This window comes from Pseudomonas sp. BT76 TE3572 (assembly GCF_050435365.1).
In the GTDB taxonomy this organism is placed as follows: Bacteria; Pseudomonadota; Gammaproteobacteria; order Pseudomonadales; family Pseudomonadaceae; genus Aquipseudomonas; species Aquipseudomonas fluorescens_W.
On record NZ_JBNDKE010000001.1, the window covers coordinates 3,455,162 to 3,473,184 of the forward strand.

At 60.2% G+C, this 18,023-nt stretch carries 17 protein-coding genes; 3 read left to right on the top strand and 14 right to left on the bottom strand.

Annotated features, from left to right (window positions below):
- Nucleotides 1-4 precede the first annotated feature (4 nt).
- The gene (locus ABH912_RS15835) at nucleotides 5-280 is read left to right on the top strand and encodes an HPr family phosphocarrier protein (RefSeq protein ID WP_033058002.1); all 276 of its coding nucleotides are present in this window, start codon (nucleotides 5-7) and stop codon (nucleotides 278-280) included.
- 53 nt (nucleotides 281-333) lie between these two features.
- Here ABH912_RS15835 and ABH912_RS15840 read toward each other — a convergent pair whose 3' ends face one another.
- The 6 genes from ABH912_RS15840 to pmbA all read right to left on the bottom strand — a co-directional run bounded on the left by ABH912_RS15840 (nucleotide 334) and on the right by pmbA (nucleotide 5,573).
- Complete coding sequence (locus ABH912_RS15840) at nucleotides 334-1,227, bottom strand: ZIP family metal transporter (RefSeq protein WP_429511089.1); 894 nt, start codon at nucleotides 1,225-1,227, stop codon at nucleotides 334-336.
- Nucleotides 1,228-1,257: 30 nt separating this feature from the next.
- Complete coding sequence (locus ABH912_RS15845; RefSeq protein ID WP_429511090.1) at nucleotides 1,258-1,869, bottom strand: superoxide dismutase; 612 nt, start codon at nucleotides 1,867-1,869, stop codon at nucleotides 1,258-1,260.
- 1 nt (nucleotide 1,870) lies between these two features.
- Complete coding sequence (locus ABH912_RS15850) at nucleotides 1,871-2,299, bottom strand: hypothetical protein (protein WP_008148865.1); 429 nt, start codon at nucleotides 2,297-2,299, stop codon at nucleotides 1,871-1,873.
- Between the two features lie 27 nt (nucleotides 2,300-2,326).
- Entirely contained in the window at nucleotides 2,327-3,703 is a 1,377-nt protein-coding gene (locus tag ABH912_RS15855) for a class II fumarate hydratase (RefSeq protein WP_429511091.1), read from the bottom strand.
- Nucleotides 3,684-4,091 carry a FagA protein gene (locus ABH912_RS15860; RefSeq protein WP_429511092.1) on the bottom strand — a complete coding sequence of 136 codons (408 nt, stop codon included), beginning with the start codon at nucleotides 4,089-4,091 and terminating at the stop codon, nucleotides 3,684-3,686. Before ABH912_RS15860 ends, ABH912_RS15855 begins: the two co-directional genes overlap by 20 nt.
- Nucleotides 4,092-4,226: 135 nt before the next feature.
- Entirely contained in the window at nucleotides 4,227-5,573 is a 1,347-nt protein-coding gene (gene pmbA, locus ABH912_RS15865; protein WP_033058013.1) for a metalloprotease PmbA, read from the bottom strand.
- 108 nt (nucleotides 5,574-5,681) lie between these two features.
- Between pmbA and yjgA the strand changes: the two genes are divergently transcribed.
- On the top strand, nucleotides 5,682-6,206 hold the full coding sequence (gene yjgA / locus ABH912_RS15870; protein ID WP_033058015.1) for a ribosome biogenesis factor YjgA: 525 nt from the start codon (nucleotides 5,682-5,684) through the stop codon (nucleotides 6,204-6,206).
- Nucleotides 6,207-6,255: 49 nt separating this feature from the next.
- On the opposite strand, the gene tldD is transcribed toward yjgA, so the two are convergent.
- The 8 genes from tldD to mreB form a co-directional block, all read right to left on the bottom strand.
- Complete coding sequence (tldD, locus tag ABH912_RS15875; protein WP_033058018.1) at nucleotides 6,256-7,698, bottom strand: metalloprotease TldD; 1,443 nt, start codon at nucleotides 7,696-7,698, stop codon at nucleotides 6,256-6,258.
- A gap of 18 nt (nucleotides 7,699-7,716) precedes the next feature.
- Nucleotides 7,717-8,565 (bottom strand): carbon-nitrogen hydrolase family protein, encoded by an 849-nt coding sequence (locus ABH912_RS15880; protein WP_429511093.1) that lies wholly within the window; start codon nucleotides 8,563-8,565, stop codon nucleotides 7,717-7,719.
- Between the two features lie 70 nt (nucleotides 8,566-8,635).
- Complete coding sequence (locus tag ABH912_RS15885; protein WP_429511094.1) at nucleotides 8,636-12,439, bottom strand: YhdP family protein; 3,804 nt, start codon at nucleotides 12,437-12,439, stop codon at nucleotides 8,636-8,638.
- A 75-nt stretch (nucleotides 12,440-12,514) separates the two neighbouring features.
- Entirely contained in the window at nucleotides 12,515-13,972 is a 1,458-nt protein-coding gene (gene rng, locus ABH912_RS15890) for a ribonuclease G (protein WP_033058026.1), read from the bottom strand.
- Nucleotides 13,973-14,029: 57 nt separating this feature from the next.
- Nucleotides 14,030-14,626: a Maf family protein gene (locus ABH912_RS15895; protein WP_033058027.1), complete on the bottom strand. Its 597-nt coding sequence runs from the start codon at nucleotides 14,624-14,626 to the stop codon at nucleotides 14,030-14,032.
- Nucleotides 14,627-14,670: 44 nt separating this feature from the next.
- Nucleotides 14,671-15,162, bottom strand: a complete 492-nt coding sequence (gene mreD, locus ABH912_RS15900) for a rod shape-determining protein MreD (protein ID WP_008148886.1) — start codon at nucleotides 15,160-15,162, stop codon at nucleotides 14,671-14,673.
- Nucleotides 15,162-16,328 (bottom strand): rod shape-determining protein MreC, encoded by a 1,167-nt coding sequence (gene mreC / locus ABH912_RS15905; protein ID WP_429513114.1) that lies wholly within the window; start codon nucleotides 16,326-16,328, stop codon nucleotides 15,162-15,164. Before mreC ends, mreD begins: the two co-directional genes overlap by 1 nt.
- 142 nt (nucleotides 16,329-16,470) lie before the next feature.
- Nucleotides 16,471-17,508 (bottom strand): rod shape-determining protein MreB, encoded by a 1,038-nt coding sequence (mreB, locus tag ABH912_RS15910; RefSeq protein ID WP_002555108.1) that lies wholly within the window; start codon nucleotides 17,506-17,508, stop codon nucleotides 16,471-16,473.
- A gap of 214 nt (nucleotides 17,509-17,722) precedes the next feature.
- Here mreB and gatC point away from each other — a divergent pair, with 214 nt between their 5' ends.
- Nucleotides 17,723-18,010: an Asp-tRNA(Asn)/Glu-tRNA(Gln) amidotransferase subunit GatC gene (gatC, locus tag ABH912_RS15915; RefSeq protein WP_008026876.1), complete on the top strand. Its 288-nt coding sequence runs from the start codon at nucleotides 17,723-17,725 to the stop codon at nucleotides 18,008-18,010.
- The last annotated feature ends 13 nt before the right edge of the window (nucleotides 18,011-18,023 follow it).

Consider the following 18,023-nt stretch of genomic DNA (forward strand, 5'->3'; position numbering starts at 1 on the left):
CGCGATGCCTGCTCTGGAAATTGAAATCATCAACAAGCTGGGCCTGCATGCCCGCGCTTCTGCAAAATTCGTTGGCGTTGCCGGTGAGTTCAAGGATTGCACGATCAGAGTAGGACGCACGCCGGAATCCACCGTCGACGGAAAAAGCATCATGGCAATGATGATGCTCGCTGCGGGCAAGGGCACCAAAATCCACCTGAGCACCGAAGGTGAACAGGCTGATGAGGCGCTGCAGGCATTGGTGAATCTGATCAATGACTACTTCGGCGAAGGCGAATAACGCCTCGCCCTGTAGCAGCTGCCGAAGGCTGCTACAAAGTTCGTGCTCAGCCACTAAGCCAACGCTGTATCCATCACCATCATCAAGCAAAACCCGATCAGCAACCCAAGACTTGCAAGCTTGTCGTGACCATTGCGGCGCGACTCGGGGATGACTTCATGGGTGACCACCAGCAACATCGCCCCAGCCGCCAGTGCCAACCCCAAGGGCAACAACAATTCGGCCAGGCTCACCAGCCAGGCACACAACAGTGCAAAAACCGGCTCGACCAGACCTGACGCAGCACCGATCAGGAACGCCTTGACCCGCGACATCCCTGCCCCGGCCAAAACCAGCGCGATTACCAGACCTTCCGGCACATCTTGCAAGGCGATGCCCATGGCCAGGCTATCGGCGTCGGGCATGCTCCCCCCCGCCGACACACCAACCGCCATGCCCTCGGGGATGTTGTGGGCAATGATCGCAAACACAAATAACCAGATTCGCGGCGGGATGACCGGCCGCTCCAGCGTGCCTACAAGCATTTCCGGCGACGCACCCGACACCTTGCGATCAACCAGGAACAACCCAAACGCACCCAGCATGATGCCGAAACTGATCAGTCCGCTCGCCGCCCAAGGCGTCAGCCCCAGGTTTTCAGCGGCAGAGATCCCCGGAACGATCAACGAAAACGCTGTTGCTGCGAGCATCACCCCGGCCCCGAAGCCGAGCAGCGTATCGCTGACCGCCTGGGGCATCCGTCGAATCACCAGCACGGGCACCGCGCCCAAGGCAGTGCCCAAGGCGCAGATCGCCCCGCCTTGCAGCGCGCGCAGCAGTTTCGGCTCGAGGTCCAGCCACGCCAAGCCTTGGGCAACCAACAACGTCATGCCTGCCAGCAGTAACAGCGACCCGAATGCGTAACGAAACATTCGCCCACTACCGATCGCCAATGTTTCAGTGCCCATAGCCAGCCTTGGATTGTTTTTGCAGAAGTCTTAAACCAGTGCAGCCTGATAGCGCTTAGCGACTTCAGGCCAATTGATCACGTTGTAAAACGCGTTGATGTATTCCGGGCGACGGTTCTGGTATTGCAGGTAATAAGCGTGCTCCCAGACATCCAGGCCGAGGATTGGTGTATTGCCGTTCATCAATGGACTGTCCTGATTGCCGCTGCTTTCAACGACCAGTGTCTTTTGCGGCGTCACACTGAGCCACGCCCAGCCGCTGCCGAAACGAGTCAGCGCGGCTTTGGTGAAGGCTTCCTTGAAACGGCTCAGGCCGCCCAGTTGCCCATCGATCGCCTCAGCCAGGGAGCCTTCAGGATTGCCGCCGCCGTTGGGCGCCATCACTTCCCAGAACAGCGAATGGTTGGCATGCCCGCCGCCCTGATTGATCACCGCCGCGCGCAGCTTCTCCGGCAGTTGCTGGACAGCAGACACCAGTTTCTCCACCGGCCACTCGGCAAACTCGGTGCCTTCCACCGCAGCGTTGAGGTTGTTGATGTAGGTCTGGTGGTGCTTGGTGTAATGGATTTCCATGGTCTGCGCATCGATGTGCGGTTCCAGCGCATCGTAGGCGTAGGGCAAGGCAGGCAAGGTAAAAGCCATTTCAATGAACTCCATGATGTAGGGGCGCAGGCGAGGCGGCATCGATGTGCAGCAATCGATGCGTGCGCGGGTATTCGCCGTGTTCGCTGATGAAATTCAGCAGCTCGACGTAGGTTTTGCTGCTCTGGCGCAGCGCTGCTTCACGCAGGGCTGGGGCCAGTCGTGGGTCCTGCATAGTCTGCAACAATCGCTGGTGGATGGCGCACAGGTACTCGGCGCTCTCCTCCGGCTGGTTCAGACGCAAATGCAGATCCGCCAGGTTGTGGTGGGAAATCACGCAGGCCGCGACCGCCTCGTCGGCATCTGCCCAGCGCTCGAACAACACCTGGGCCAGGGCCAATGCCTGCAAGTAAGCCTCGCGGGCATCCACCAGTTCGCCCAGCATGAAACAGCGATTAGCCCTTTCGATCGTGCGTTTCCAGTGCTCCATGGTGAGCCTCCAAAGCGGTTGCGGCGATTACACGCCGCCTGCGGTGAGTTTTTCCGGGTCCAGCAGGACCTCAAGCTGGCTGCGTGTCAGGTCGGTGTGTTCCAGAGCGACATCGATCACCGGCCGGCCCTGTTGATAGGCCTTCTTGGCGATCTCCGCGGCTTTTTGGTAACCAATGATCGGGTTGAGTGCGGTGACCAGGATCGGGTTACGCGACAGCGCTTCCTTGAGCCTGGCTTCGTTGACCTTGAAGCTGGCGATAGCCTTTTCACCCAACAGATGGCTGGCGTTGGCCAGCAACTCGATGCTGCTCAACAGGTTCTGGGCGATGATCGGCAGCATCACATTCAGCTCGAAATTGCCCGATTGACCGGCGATGGTGATAACCGTGTCATTGCCGATGACCTGAGCGGCGACCATCGCGGTCGCTTCCGGGATCACCGGGTTGACCTTGCCAGGCATGATCGAAGAACCCGGCTGCAAGGCTTCGAGCTCGATTTCACCAAGACCGGCCAGCGGGCCGGAGTTCATCCAGCGCAGGTCATTGGCGATTTTCATCAGTGAAACGGCCGTGGCTTTGAGCTGACCGGAAACACTGACCGCCGTGTCCTGAGAGCCAATCAGCGCAAACAGATCCTCGCCCGGCTGGAATTGCACCTGGGTCAGCTTGCTCAGTTGTTCACTGAAACGCGCCGCGAATTGCGGATGAGCGTTGATTCCGGTGCCCACTGCCGTACCGCCCTGAGCCAGGGATTGCAGACTCGGCAGCAGATCCTGCAGATGACCGATGTTGGCCTTGAGCTGCTGCGCCCAACCGTTGAGCACCTGGCTCATGCGTACCGGCATTGCGTCCATCAAGTGAGTGCGGCCGGTTTTGACGTGGTGATGAACCTCTTCGGCCTTGTGCTCGATCACTTGAACCAGACGTGCCAGCGCCGGCAACAATTGCTCGTGCAACGCCAACGCAGCACTGACGTGGATAGTGGTCGGGATGATGTCGTTGCTGCTTTGGCCGCAATTGACGTGATCGTTGGCGTTCACCGGCTCGCCGAGCAGGCGGCTGGCCAAGGTGGCGATCACTTCGTTGGCGTTCATGTTCGAACTGGTGCCGGAACCGGTCTGGAAGATATCCACCGGAAAATGCTGCATGAAGTCGCTTTGGAGCAGACCCAGCGCCGCATCGACAATGGCTGTGCCCTGGGATTCGCTGATTTGCTTGAGCTCGACGTTGGCGCGGGCAGCGGCGGCCTTGGCCAGGATCAGCGCGCGAATGAACTGCACGGGCATCGGTTTGCCGCTGATGGGAAAGTTGTTCACTGCTCGTTGGGTCTGTGCGCCGTAGAGAGCGTCCACCGGCACCTGGAGTTCGCCCATGCTGTCGCGCTCAATACGTGTCTTGGTCATCTGTAAATCCTTGCACCAGTTCTATGAGAGGAATCGAGGGCTGCAACTCGCAGGTCGCCAGTTGCCAGGTGTAGCTCTGCCAGCGCTTGAGGCGGCACTTGCACAGAGAGAGGCGTTCCAGATCACGCAACGGCCGCCAGGCCTGGTCCAGACAATAGGTGCGCCAGTGCCAGGGCAGCGCGACATCGGCGGCGGTGTCGAGTAACAAACGGAAAGAAGTTTCGGCGATGGTCCAGGGAGAGGTTGCCGTGCAACAGGCGAGATAACGACCTTCGGCCAGGTAATGTTCGATCAGGCGAGGCTCGTCAGGGTCCATCGCGCAACGGATCTGGCGACTCATCCAGCGCCAGCTTTCGAGGTAAGGCTGCTCGTGCAAGGCAGAACTCATGATCCGGGCTCATTCGGTAATGAGATTTATTATTAGATGATAATGAGAACCAAAACAACCCCGAGAAAATCTACGCACAAAAAAGGCGCGCCACCCAACGATGGGTGGCGCGCCTTTTTGTGTAACGGTTAAGCGTTAGCTGCCCGCTACCGTCATTCGCTCGATCAGTACCGAACCTGTACGAATGTTGCTGCGCAGTTCCAGGTCATTACCGACGGCAACGATCTGTTTGAACATGTCACGCATGTTGCCGGCGATGGTCACTTCCTGGACCGCAAACTGGATTTCACCATTCTCGACCCAGTAACCCGCCGCGCCACGGGAGTAATCGCCAGTGACCATGTTCAGGCCCTGGCCCATCAATTCAGTCACCAGCAGGCCGCGGCCCATGCGGCGCAGCAAGGCTGCCTGGTCTTCGTCACCATGGGTGACGAACAGGTTGTGCACACCGCCAGCGTTGGCGGTGCTCGGCATCCCGAGTTTACGGCCAGAGTACGTGCCGAGGATGTACGAGACCAACTCGCCCTTTTCGACGAACGGTTTGGCGTACGTCGCCAGACCGTCGCCGTCGAACGCCGAACTGCCCAGCGCGCGCATCAGGTGCGGACGCTCATCGATGGTCAGCCATTCCGGGAACAGCTTCTGTCCCAGCGTGCCTTCAAGGAACGAGGATTTGCGATACAGGCTGCCGCCGGAGATCGCCGAGAGGAAACTGCCGAACAAGCCACCGGCCAGTTCCGCGGAAAACAGCACCGGCACTTCGCAGGTCGGCACCGGACGCGCGCCCAGACGGCTCGCCGCCCGTTGCGCGGCACGCTGGCCGATGCTCTCCGGGCTGGCCAGCAAGTTGCCCTGACGGTTTACGTCGTACCAGTAATCGCGCTGCATCTGGCCGTCGGCCTCGGCGATCATCACGCAGCTCAGGCTGTGCCGGGTCGACGCGTAGGCGCCGATAAAACCGTGGCTGTTGCCGTAAACGCGGCAACCCTGGTGGGTGCTGAGGGTGGTGCCGTCGGCGTTCTTGATCCGGCTGTCGGCAGCAAATGCCGCGGCTTCGCAGGTCAGCGCCTGCTCGATGGCTTGCTCCGGGGTGATGTCCCATTCGTGGAACAGGTCGAAATCCTGCAGATCCTTGGCCATCAGCGCGGCGTCTGCCAGGCCCGACGCTTCGTCTTCCGACGTGTGCTTGGCGATGGCCAGCGCGGCGGCGACGGTTTCGCGAATCGCCTCCGGACCGCTGGCGGACGTGCTGGCCGAGCCCTTGCGCTGGCCAACGTACAAGGTGATGCCGAAGCCCTGATCGCGGTTGAATTCGACGGTTTCGACTTCACGCTGACGCACCGAGGTGGACAGGCCCTGCTCCAGGGACACCGCCACTTCACAGGCACTGGCACCCTGGCGCTTGGCTTCAGCGATGATCTGCTCGACTTGTTCTTGCAGTGCCGGCAACGCTTGTGGGCCGACGCTTTCAACTGCACTCATGCTGTTCTCCACTCAAATTCTGCTTTCGGCTAGGGCCTTCGAGCGACCGGGCCGGACAAGCGGCCCCCGACTGGTTATCATGGCGGCGTTTCTTTGCGGACGGCCACCATGGTTGATTCTTACGACGACTCCCTCGATACGGGAGAAAAAAGCAAATCCCAGGTTAAACGCGAGCTTCATGCTCTGGTTGACCTCGGCGAGCGCCTTACAACGCTCAAGCCTGACTTGCTGGCAAAACTGCCGTTGACCGACGCTATGCGCCGGGCATTGGCCGATGCGCCCAAGCACACCGCGAATATCGCGCGTAAACGGCACCTCATGTTCATCGGCAAACTGATGCGCGATCAGGACACTGACGCCATTCTGACTCTGCTCGATCAACTCGATGCCTCCACCCGGCAGTACAACGAACGTTTCCATGGCCTGGAACGCTGGCGCGATCGCTTGATCGCGGGCGACGATGCGGTCCTGGAGAAGTTCGTGGTCGACTACCCGGAGGCTGATCGTCAGCAATTGCGCTCCCTGATCCGTCAGGCCCAGCACGAACTGGCGACCAACAAGCCACCGGCATCGAGCCGTAAAATCTTCAAGTACATCCGTGAGCTGGACGAGACTCAACGCGGTCTGCGTTAAATCTCGAATCGGGTGAGTCGCCAAGCGGCTCACCCGAAGCTCCATCCTTTTACGATCCTGTGCCACCCACAGTGATCGCATCGATTTTCAGCGTTGGCTGGCCGACACCCACCGGCACCGACTGCCCATCCTTGCCACACGTCCCCACGCCGCTGTCCAGCGCCAGATCGTTACCGACCATCGACACCTTGCTCATCGCTTCCGGCCCGTTGCCGATCAACGTCGCACCTTTGACCGGGGCAGTGATTTTGCCGTCTTCGATCAGGTACGCCTCGCTGGTGGAGAACACGAATTTGCCGCTGGTGATGTCCACCTGACCGCCGCCGAGGTTGGCGCAGTAGATACCGCGCTTCACCGAGGCGATGATTTCCGCCGGGTCGCTTTCGCCGGCCAGCATGTAGGTGTTGGTCATGCGCGGCATCGGCAGGTGCGCGTAGGATTCACGGCGACCGTTGCCGGTGCGGGCCACGCCCATCAGGCGGGCGTTGAGCTTGTCCTGCATATAGCCTTTGAGTACGCCGTTTTCGATCAGTGTCGTGCACTCGGTCGGGGTGCCTTCATCATCGACGCTTAGGGAACCGCGACGCCCGGCCAGCGTGCCGTCATCGACGATGGTGCAAAGCTTGGACGCAACCATCTCGCCCATGCGCCCGCTGTAGGCCGAACTGCCCTTGCGGTTGAAGTCGCCTTCCAGACCGTGGCCGACCGCTTCGTGCAGCAACACGCCGGACCAGCCGGACCCCAGCACCACTGGCAACGTACCGGCCGGCGCAGGGATGGCTTCGAGATTCACCAGCGCCTGACGCAGCGCTTCACGGGCGTAGCCCATGGCGCGGTCATCGCTGAGGAAATAACGGTAATCGGTACGACCGCCACCGCCATGACCGCCGCGCTCTCGGCGACCGTTCTGCTCGACGATCACACTGACGTTAAAGCGCACCAGCGGCCGTACATCCGCGGCCAGGCCACCGTCGGTGGAAGCCACGAGGATTCGCTCCCAGACGCCGGCCATGCTCACGGTGACTTGCTGGATACGCGGGTCGAGTGCGCGAGTCGCAACGTCGATACGCTTGAGCAGTTCGACCTTCTCGGCACGGGTCATCACTTCCAGCGGGTTGTCCGGCCCGTACAACTGGGCGACATCCTGGGTCGTGAAGGCTTGCACCGTGCCGTTCTGGCCGGCGCGGGAGATCGAACGTGCAGCACGGGCCGCGGCACCGAGGGCTTCGAGAGTAATGGCATTGCTGTAGGCAAAACCGGTTTTCTCACCCGATTGCGCACGCACGCCGACACCTTGGTCGAGATTGAAGCTGCCTTCCTTGACGATCCCGTCTTCCAGCGCCCAGGACTCGGAAATCTGCCCCTGGAAATACAGGTCGGCAGCATCGATGCCCGGGCCGGCCAGATCACCGAGCACACCTTGCAGGCTCTCGATCGTTACGCCGCCGGGCGCCAGGAGGTGTTCACTGACTGAGGACAACAACTCGCTCATATGCTTTACGCCTTAAATTCATCGTTCTGAGGCAGGTCGCTGTGCGCCCTGCGAGAAAAAGCGCCGGTGACTGGACACCGGCATCCGCGCCCTGATGGACGCCTGTTCGCTGCTATCGCGTTCGGCCAGCAGCACGGCCTCGCCTTGGTCCTGTTGCGCCAGCACACGTCCCCACGGGTCGATGATTGCGGCATGACCCCAGGTTTCTCGCGGCCCCGGATGCGTCCCACCCTGGGCAGCCGCGAGCACATAACATTGAGTTTCGATGGCCCGCGCGCGAATCAACACATCCCAATGCGCCGCGCCGGTCACCGCGGTAAAGGCCGACGGCGCGGTAATCAACTCCGCACCGGCCGCGCGTAATTCGCTGTACTGCTCCGGGAAGCGCAGGTCGTAACACACTGTCAGCCCGACTCGACCGACGGGCGTGTCCGCCACGACAACCCCACTGCCATAAGCATAGTCATCGGATTCGCGATAACGCCCGCGATTGTCCGCCACATCGACGTCGAAAAGGTGCAACTTGTCATACCGTGCAACGGTTTCGCCGTGGTCATCCACCAGCAGCGAGCAGGCATGCACTTTGGCCGTCGGTTGATCCACCGGCGGCAACGGCAATGTGCCGGCCACTATCCATAACTTGAGGTCGCGGGCGGTCTGTTTCAACCATGGCAGGATCGGACCTTCGCCCAAGGCCTCGGCGCGGCCGATGTCGGCGATGTCGCGACGGCCCATCGCAGCGAAGTTTTCCGGCAGTACGGCAAGCTGCGCACCACCGGCCGCCGCTTGCTCGAGCAGCCGACGGGCCTGGGCCAGATTGGCCAGCACATCGCTCTGGCTGACCATTTGAATTACCGCAAAAGACATGGCCTTTCCTTATGTGGAATCAACACATACTTACGGCCATGCTACTCCATCGGCTCGCGGCGTGGCGTTGTCAAAAAGGCTTGTCGAAGGTGATTTTTGGCTCTTTCCACGGCCCCTTGACGGTGTATTGGACGCTGGCGAAGCGCGCCACACGGTCACCGATGAGCTTATCGATCAGGAACAGCGCGCCGCCGATAGCCGGTGCACCAACGATCAGCGCGGCAATCGGCAGGTTGTTGGTCACAGGCAACGTCACCATCAACTTGGCATCAATCTGGTCACCCACCAGGTTCAGCGTGCCGTTGAGCTCAACATTACTCGACGGACCGGTCATCTGGATCGGCTCCTTGGTCACGTAAACGCCGTTGGTCGCGACCAGCAGGCCTTTGACCCGGTCATAACTCAAGCCTTTGCCGAACAGGTCGGAGAAGTCCAGACGCAGTCGGCGGCCGATGGAGTTGAAGTTGAGCAGGCCAAATACCCGCAGGGCCTGGGCGCTGCCCTCGACTTCAACGAACTGGCCTTTATTCAGCGACGCATCAAGGGTGCCGGAGAACCGCTTGGTGGCCAGCCAGGCCGGCGAACCCGGCCAGCGACCATCGACATCCATATGAAAATTTTCGCTGGTGACACTCGGCGCAAAGCCCCAGCCCTTCAGTACATCGGCGAGATTCTTGCCGCTGATCCGACCCTTGTACCAACTGCTACTTGAACCGGGCACACCTTCCCAACCACCGCTGCCCTGCAGAAGAATGCCCTTGAGGCCCAGATCCAGCGTATTAAGCGCAATGCCCTTGGCGGTCGGACGGACTTTCAGATACCAGGCCCCGACGAGGTCCTTGCCCTGGAACAGCTGATTGATGGTGATGTCCAGTGCCGGGATCTTCGTCGGATCCACCGAGGCCAGCGGATCTGGCGAGTTTTCGTCGGCCAGGACCGTCGGGTCTGGCGCCGGCAAACGCACGTATTGCAGATTGATCGCAATCGGCGCGGCTTTCGCATCGGGAATGCTGGCGCTGCCCTTGACCTGTTGGCTGTCGAGTTGCAAGGCCCATGTGGCAGGTTTGCGGTTCAACTGCACCGACGCCTGATCGAGCGTAGTGCCAACACCGCTGAGCTTGCCAATCTGCAAATCAGCGCTACTGAGCAACTGTTTGGCGTTGCCGCCCGGATCCTGGCCGGCGTACTTGTCTACCAGGTCCTTCCAGGGGCCGACGTCCAGTTCCGACAGCACACCGCGCACCCGCAGGCCTTTGGCGCCGGGGAGCACGGCATTACCGCCACCCAGGAACAACTCGCCACGACCATCGGCAAAATTGCCGGGCGGTGCCGCAAACGTGAAGTTCGCCAGCTCACCGTAGTTGACCCAGTAGCGCCGCTCCGGCCCCTGCAGGGTCATGCGGAACGTGGTGTCGCGGCCGACGTCGGCCGCCATGCCGAACGGTGCCGGCAAATCGATTGCTACGCCCTTGAGGCTGGAGCTGACCATCAATTGACTGTCGGGCCCATCAAGATTCAGTTGCAGCTGATAAGGGATCACACCGGACACTGGCAACGGCTGAGTCACACTCAGCCAGTCAGTCAGTTTCTTGACCTCGACCTGGCCCGAGGCAGCGACGCGAGTCTTGAGGTTGCCGGGGCTGCCATCGGCGAAAATCTGTGCAGTAACCGGTTTATCGAAGGCGCGCGCGGTGATGTTTTGTCCGCTCAAACCCTTGGTGCTGTCGAAACGGAAATCGCCCTTGAGCTGAGTCAGCTCCAGAGTTGGTTCGGCCAGTTTCAGACGGGCGTTGGCGGTCTTGAAGTCGACGAGGATCTTCGGCTGCTCGCCTTTGACCAATGGAATGTCCAGTTTCAGTTTGCCCCGCAGATCGCCTTCCCCTTCCCAACCGGCAAAGGTGGCTGCGGTGCCGATCGGCGCTTCCTGGAGAATCTTCAGGCCATCGCCCAACCCGCCAGCGAATCCGCCGTCGAGGAACAGATGGACGCTTTGCCCCGCTGGCACATGGGGAATATTGACGTAAATGTCGCTGACCTGGGTATTGAGCAACTGCCCCTTGCTGGCGAGGATCCGCACACCGCTGTCTTCAACAAACACGTCACCCGTGACGTTGCTGACATGTGGCCAGCCTGGCTGGAAGGCCAGTTCGGCGTCGTGAACCTTGAAGAACAGGCTGATGCTGCGCGCCGCATCCTCGGCCCCGTGGTTCAGCGACCCCTGGTACTGGAAGAAGCCTTCGTCCACCGCACCTTTGAGAATCGCCGTACGCAGCCATTCGTCGAGCCCCGGGCTGAGCATTGTCGGCAAGTACTTGGCGGTGTAGCTCCCGTCGCCGTCCACCAGACCGACCCGCAGGTCCATGTAGTCTTCCTGGGTGTGGTCGAAATGCAGGCGGATCAGAAAGTCGCCGGCTATCTTGCCCTCCTCGCCCAGCACCTTCAGGTACGGCGCGATCAAGGTGAAGGCTTCTTTATCAAGTTTCCAGGTCAGTCGGGCATTGGCCTGAATGTACTGCCATGGCTTGGCGAAGATCGGGTCCAGATGCAGGGAAAAATCCTTGCTGTCCATGCGCAGCTCACCACCGCCCAGATCACCGCTGATGCTGCCACTGACATTTCGTGCCGCCGGAGCGCCGTGATAGGCATCGAAGCCGACCCGATCCAGGTTGGCGGCAAAGCTGAATTTGCTGTCGTCGGTGGCATTGGGCCGGAAGTCGATCAGCACGTTGCGCAGGCCACCGGTCACTTTGAGTCGCTCGACGGCCGTAGCAACGCCTTCGGGCAGCGGCCCCAAGGCATTCAGTATCGGGGTGATCGGAGTGAGATCGAGGCGGTCGGCTTGCAGATGCCAAAGCTCTTCAGTCTTGTCGGTCGCCACGTTTTGTTTGAGTTGCAGGTGCGATTCCCAACGGGTCTCGCCAAGGCTCATGGCCAGCGAATCCAGAGTGATCAGAGCGCCTTCGGAACTGCGCTGAAAATAGCCATTGAGCGCCAGATTGTTGATCTGGATCGGCTTGCGCTCGGCGTACGCGCCCTTGAGTTGCGGCGCGTTCAAGCGAATCGCAGCACTTTGCAGGGCGCCCTTGTTCCAGTTCACCCAAAGCTCGCCGCCGGCCTTGATCTCGGAAAAATTCCATTGTTGGGTCAGGCGCTCAGGCAACCATTTCGACCAGTCGCTTTGCGGCAGGCTCAAATAAGCTTCGGCCTCGCCGTCTTTCCATTCGCTGGCGCGCAGACGGGTACGCAGACTGATGGCCACCGGTTGTCCGTCTGGCAGGGTCAAACGGGCGTCGAGTCGTTGGCGGGAGACGCCGGTTTTCAGATTCAGACCGACGTAAGTCAGGGTCAGCGGCTGCTCTTTGAGTGGCTGCAAAGTGACCTGGCTATCGAGTACCGACAGTTGCTGAACCATCTGCATGCGATTGAGCAACTGCTCAGGATCCAGCGGCTGATCCTGCTGCACCGGCAAACCTTCCAGCGCCCAATGACCGTCCTCGCCTTCCTTGAGGCTGATCTTCAGGCCGCTGAGTTCCAGGTGAGCGATGCGCACTTCACGAGCCATCAGACTGGCCCAAAGATCCGGTACCGCGCGCACCTGATCCAGACGCAGGGCATTGGCGCCCTCGCCGACCATCACGTCGTGAGCCAGCATGATCGGCGCAAAGCCGCTCCAGTTGCCTTCCAGTTCGCCGATACTCAGCGGCATACCCAACGCAGCGCTGGCTTTGGCTTCGACTTCGGCACGGTACTCGGCCACCAGCGGCGTCAGCTCTCGGCCGAGGCTGACGTACAACGCCATCAACACCAATACCAACGCACACAGCCCCAGACCCCAGCGGGTCAGTGCGGCTAAAATGCGTGTCAGACGTTCCATGTCAGTTGGCTCCCATGGCAAAAATACTGCAAAAAGCTGAGGCCAGCCGTTCTAACAGGGTTGAAAGACAGTGATTCAGAGCAGCACCACGTCGTATTGTTCCTGGGAATACATGGTTTCCACCTGGAACCGGATGGTGCGCCCGATAAAACCTTCGAGTTCGGCGACATTGCCCGATTCTTCATCGAGCAAACGGTCGACCACTTTCTGGTTTGCCAATACACGATAGCCTTCCGCCTGATAGGCGCGAGCTTCCCGGAGGATTTCGCGGAAAATCTCGTAGCAAACGGTTTCCGGCGTCTTGAGCTTGCCGCGGCCCTGACAGCTGCTGCACGGCTCGCACAGTACTTGTTCAAGACTTTCGCGAGTGCGCTTGCGGGTCATCTGCACCAGGCCCAACTCGGTGATGCCGATGATGTTGGTCTTGGCGTGATCACGCTCCAGTTGCTTCTCGAGTGTGCGCAGCACCTGACGCTGGTGCTCTTCATCTTCCATGTCGATGAAGTCGATGATGATGATCCCGCCCAGGTTGCGCAGGCGCAGCTGACGAGCAATGGCGGTCGCGGCTTCGAGGTTGGTCTTGAAGATGGTTTCTTCGAGGTTGCGATGACCGACGAACGCCCCGGTGTTGACGTCGATGGTGCTCATGGCTTCCGCCGGATCGACCACAAGGTAACCGCCGGACTTCAGCGGGACTTTGCGCTCCAGGGCTTTCTGGATTTCGTCTTCAACGCCGTACAGGTCGAAGATCGGTCGCTCGCCCGGGTAATGCTCAAGACGATCGGCGATTTCCGGCATCAGCTCGGCGACGAACTGTGTGGTTTTCTGGAAGGTTTCCCGGGAGTCGATCCGGATCTTCTCGATCTTCGGGCTCACCAGGTCACGCAAGGTGCGCAGCGCCAGGCCGAGGTCTTCGTAGATCACACTCGGCGCGCTGATGGTTTTGATCTGCTCGTTGATCTGATCCCAGAGACGACGCAGGTAGCGGATGTCCATGAGGATTTCATCGGCACCGGCACCTTCGGCTGCAGTGCGCAGGATGAAGCCACCGGCCTCCTGGATGCCTTCTTTGGCCACGCAATCAGTGACCACTTGTTTGAGACGCTCACGCTCGGCCTCGTCTTCAATCTTCAACGAAATGCCGACGTGTGCCGTGCGCGGCATGTACACCAGATAACGCGAGGGAATCGACAACTGAGTCGTCAGGCGTGCGCCTTTTGAGCCGATCGGGTCCTTGGTGACTTGCACCACCAGGCTCTGGCCTTCGTGAACCAGAGCGCTGATGCTCTCGACCGCCGGGCCTTCGCGCAGGGAGATTTCCGAGGCGTGAATGAACGCGGCGCGGTCCAGTCCGATGTCGACGAATGCCGCCTGCATGCCGGGCAATACCCGCACAACCTTGCCTTTATAGATGTTGCCGACGATCCCGCGCTTTTGCGTGCGCTCGACGTGGACCTCTTGCAGAACACCGTTTTCAACCACCGCCACGCGCGATTCCATCGGCGTGATGTTGATCAGGATCTCTTCACTCATGGCAGGGTCTCGTTCAGGCATGTTCACGATAATGGCCGCATCTTGTCAGTACGACGCTCAACGCGCGTTAAGGGTTTGCCAACAGGGTATGCCGAAATGGCCCAGCAGCTCAGCGGTTTCGCACAGCGGTAACCCGACCACCGCCGAGTAGCTGCCATTGAGCCCGGCGACAAACACCGCACCAAGTCCTTGAATGCCGTAGCCGCCAGCCTTGTCTTGCGGCTCGCCGCTGGCCCAGTAAGCCACCGCTTCATCGCGACTGATGTTGCGAAAACGCACCAGACTGCTCACCACCCGAGACTCGCAACGCTCTCCATCGAGCACCGCAATCGCCGTCAGGACTTCATGTTCACACCCGGACAACATCATAAGCATGGCGCACGCCTCGGCTTCATCAACCGGCTTGCCGAGAATTTTTCCGTCCAGCACCACGGCGGTGTCGGCGCCCAGCACACAAAAATCTGTGGCGGACACGACAGTCCCACACCCGGCCTCGGCTTTGCCGCGCGCCAGGCGCTCGACATAGGCCGAAGGGGATTCATTTTCTAAAGGGGTTTCATCGATGTCCGCGCTGATGGCGGAGAACGGCACGCCGATCTGCGTGAGCAGTTCACGCCGACGCGGTGAGCCTGAGGCGAGGTACAACATTTTCATCAAGACATCTCCCTTGTCGAGGTGCGGGCAAATGCCTGACCGAATTAATTGATCTTGTAGCGCCGACGCAAACCGCGCAAACCGTAGCTGATCCACGGCCAGAGTAATGCGCTGACCAGTGCCGGCAAGACCAGCGCCAGCGTCGGCTGACGATTGCCGGTCAGGGCGCTGAGCCATAGTTGAACAAGCTGCGCGAGGCCGAAGATCACCAGGATCACCAGGCTCTGTTGCCACATCGGGAACATGCGCAGGCGTTGTTGCAGCGCCAGCACCAGGTACGTGATCAGCGTCAGGATCAATGCGTTCTGACCCAGCAGCGTGCCATAGAGCACATCTTCAGCCAGGCCCAGGCACCACGCGGTGACCATCCCGACTTTCTGCGGCATGGCCAACGCCCAGAATGCCAGCAGCAGGGCCAGCCACAGCGGACGGAGGATTTCCATGAATTGCGGCAGCGGCGAAACGCTGAGCAGCATGCCTATGGCGAATGTCAGCCAGACCATCCAGCCGTTTCGGGAGGCAGTAGCACCCACCATTATTCTCGTCCCCCAGTGGTAGCCGGCGCAGAGACAGGCGGTTTGGCTGCAGGCTTCGCGGCAGCAGGTGTCGTGGCTGGCGGTTTAGCGGCCGCAGGTTGCGTCGCGGGCGGCTTGCTGGCCGCAGGTTTCGCAGGAGCAGAATGAGTTGCCACAGGTTTGGGCGGGGTTGTGGCAGCAGGGGCAGCAGGGGCAGTCGTCGGCGCAGCCGGAGCCACGGGCGCAGCAACAGCAGCCGGGACCATGGCTGGTTTCGGTACTGTCGCTGGAATGATCGGCCCACCACCGTGCTGGTCCAAGGCTTCTTGAGCCTGGGCAGCTTCGTTGGCGCGCTCTTCGGCTGTGCGACCGTCGGTGAACACCAGCAGCAGGTAACGGCTACGGTTCAAGGCGGCGGTCGGCACGGCGCGCACGATAGCGAACGGCTGACCGGAATCGTGAATCACTTCCTTGACCGTCGCTACCGGATAACCCGCCGGGAACCGCTGACCCAGACCGGAGCTGACCAGCAGATCGCCTTCTTTAATGTCGGCGGTATCGGCCACGTGACGCAGCTCCAGGCGTTCCGGGTTACCGGTGCCGCTGGCGATCGCGCGCAGACCGTTACGGTTCACCTGCACCGGAATGCTGTGAGTGGTGTCGGTCAGCAGCAGCACACGAGAGGTGTACGGCATCAACTCGACAACCTGGCCCATCAGGCCGCGGGCATCCAGCACCGGCTGACCAAGGACCACACCGTCACGCTCACCTTTATTGATGATGATGCGATGGGTGAAGGGGTTGGGGTCCATGCCGATCAATTCGGCCACTTCGACCTTCTCGTTGACCAGCGCGGAAGAGTTGAGCAACTCGCGCAGCCGAACGTTCTGCTCGGTGAGGGCGGCAAGCTTTTGCATGCGGCCCTGCAACAGCAGGTTTTCGGTTTTGAGTTTTTCGTTTTCGGCGACGAGCTCGGTACGGCTGCCAAACTGGCTGGCCACACCCTGCCATAGCCGCTGCGGCAGGTCGGTGATCCAGTAAGACTGCATCAGTACCAGCGACATCTGGCTACGCACTGGCTTGAGCAGTGTGAAGCGGGCATCGACCACCATCAACGCGACCGATAGCACGACCAGCACCAACAAGCGCACGCCCAGTGAAGGCCCTTTGGTGAAAAGCGGTTTAATAAGCCGCTCCTCCCAGGCAAATGTTCTCTTTATTCATACGGCATCAAACCGGCCTGGATGCAGACTGACAGAAGATAAACGCCAACAGGCAGCACTGCAAAGTGCTGCCTGCGCGCCAACAGCATAGAGGCGTCGGGCGAGATCACTCGCTCGACAGCAGGTCCATGGTGTGTTTATCCATCATTTCCAACGCACGGCCACCGCCGCGAGCAACACAGGTCAGCGGGTCTTCGGCAACGATTACCGGCAGACCGGTTTCCTGGGCCAGCAACTTGTCGAGGTCACGCAGCAAGGCGCCGCCACCGGTCAGTACCAGGCCACGCTCGGCGATATCGGAAGCCAGCTCCGGAGGCGATTGCTCCAGCGCACTTTTCACAGCCTGAACGATGGTGGCCAGGGACTCTTGCAGAGCTTCCAGCACTTCATTGGAGTTCAGGGTGAATGCGCGTGGAACGCCTTCGGCCAGGTTGCGACCACGAACGTCGACTTCGCGAACTTCGCCGCCCGGGTAGGCAGTACCGATTTCCTGCTTGATGCGCTCAGCGGTGGATTCACCGATCAGGCTGCCGTAGTTGCGACGCACGTAAGTGATGATCGCTTCGTCGAAGCGGTCGCCGCCAACCCGTACGGACTCGGCGTAAACCACACCGTTCAGGGAGATCAGCGCGATTTCAGTGGTACCGCCACCGATATCGACAACCATCGAACCGCGAGCTTCTTCAACCGGCAAGCCAGCACCGATCGCAGCAGCCATTGGCTCTTCGATCAGGAACACTTCACGGGCACCGGCACCGAGGGCCGACTCACGGATGGCACGGCGCTCAACCTGGGTGGATTTGCAAGGAACGCAGATCAACACACGAGGGCTAGGCTGCAGGAAGCTGTTTTCGTGAACCTTGTTGATAAAGTACTGCAGCATCTTTTCGCAAACGCTGAAGTCGGCGATCACGCCATCCTTCATCGGACGAATGGCAGCAATGTTGCCCGGTGTACGGCCGAGCATGCGCTTGGCCTCGGTGCCGACAGCAACGACACTTTTCTGGTTACCGTGTGTCCGAATAGCCACAACTGATGGCTCATTCAGGACGATACCGCGCTCGCGCACGTAAATAAGGGTGTTGGCAGTGCCCAGGTCAATGGAAAGATCGCTGGAAAACATGCCACGCAGTTTCTTGAACATGGGAAAGGGACCCTAGGCAACGCGTGGGTAAAAAAGTGCGGCAAACTCTAACAACGACAGGGATTTTGGGCAAGGCGCCAATATGTTAAATTGGCCGCTTTTCTGTGCACCAACCCCCACAATCGCGGCCTTATGACCGTAGAAATGCGGTAGTGTTCCGACAATCTAACACACGGATAGCATCCGTTCTGTTTTCCTTCCACTGGAGAATCCCATGACGCTTGAACGCTCCGACGTGGAAAAAATCGCTCATCTGGCCTGTCTTGGCCTTAATGATGCCGATCTTCCACACATCACTTCGGCCCTGAACAGCATTCTGGGGCTGGTCGACGAAATGCAGGCGGTCAATACCGACGGTATCGAGCCGCTCGCCCATCCACTGGAAGCCAGCCAGCGCCTGCGTGCAGACGTCGTGACCGAGACCAATCATCGCGAGGCCTATCAGTCCATCGCACCAGCGGTCGAAAACGGCCTGTACCTGGTTCCGAAAGTCATCGACTAAAGGGAAAGAGCCT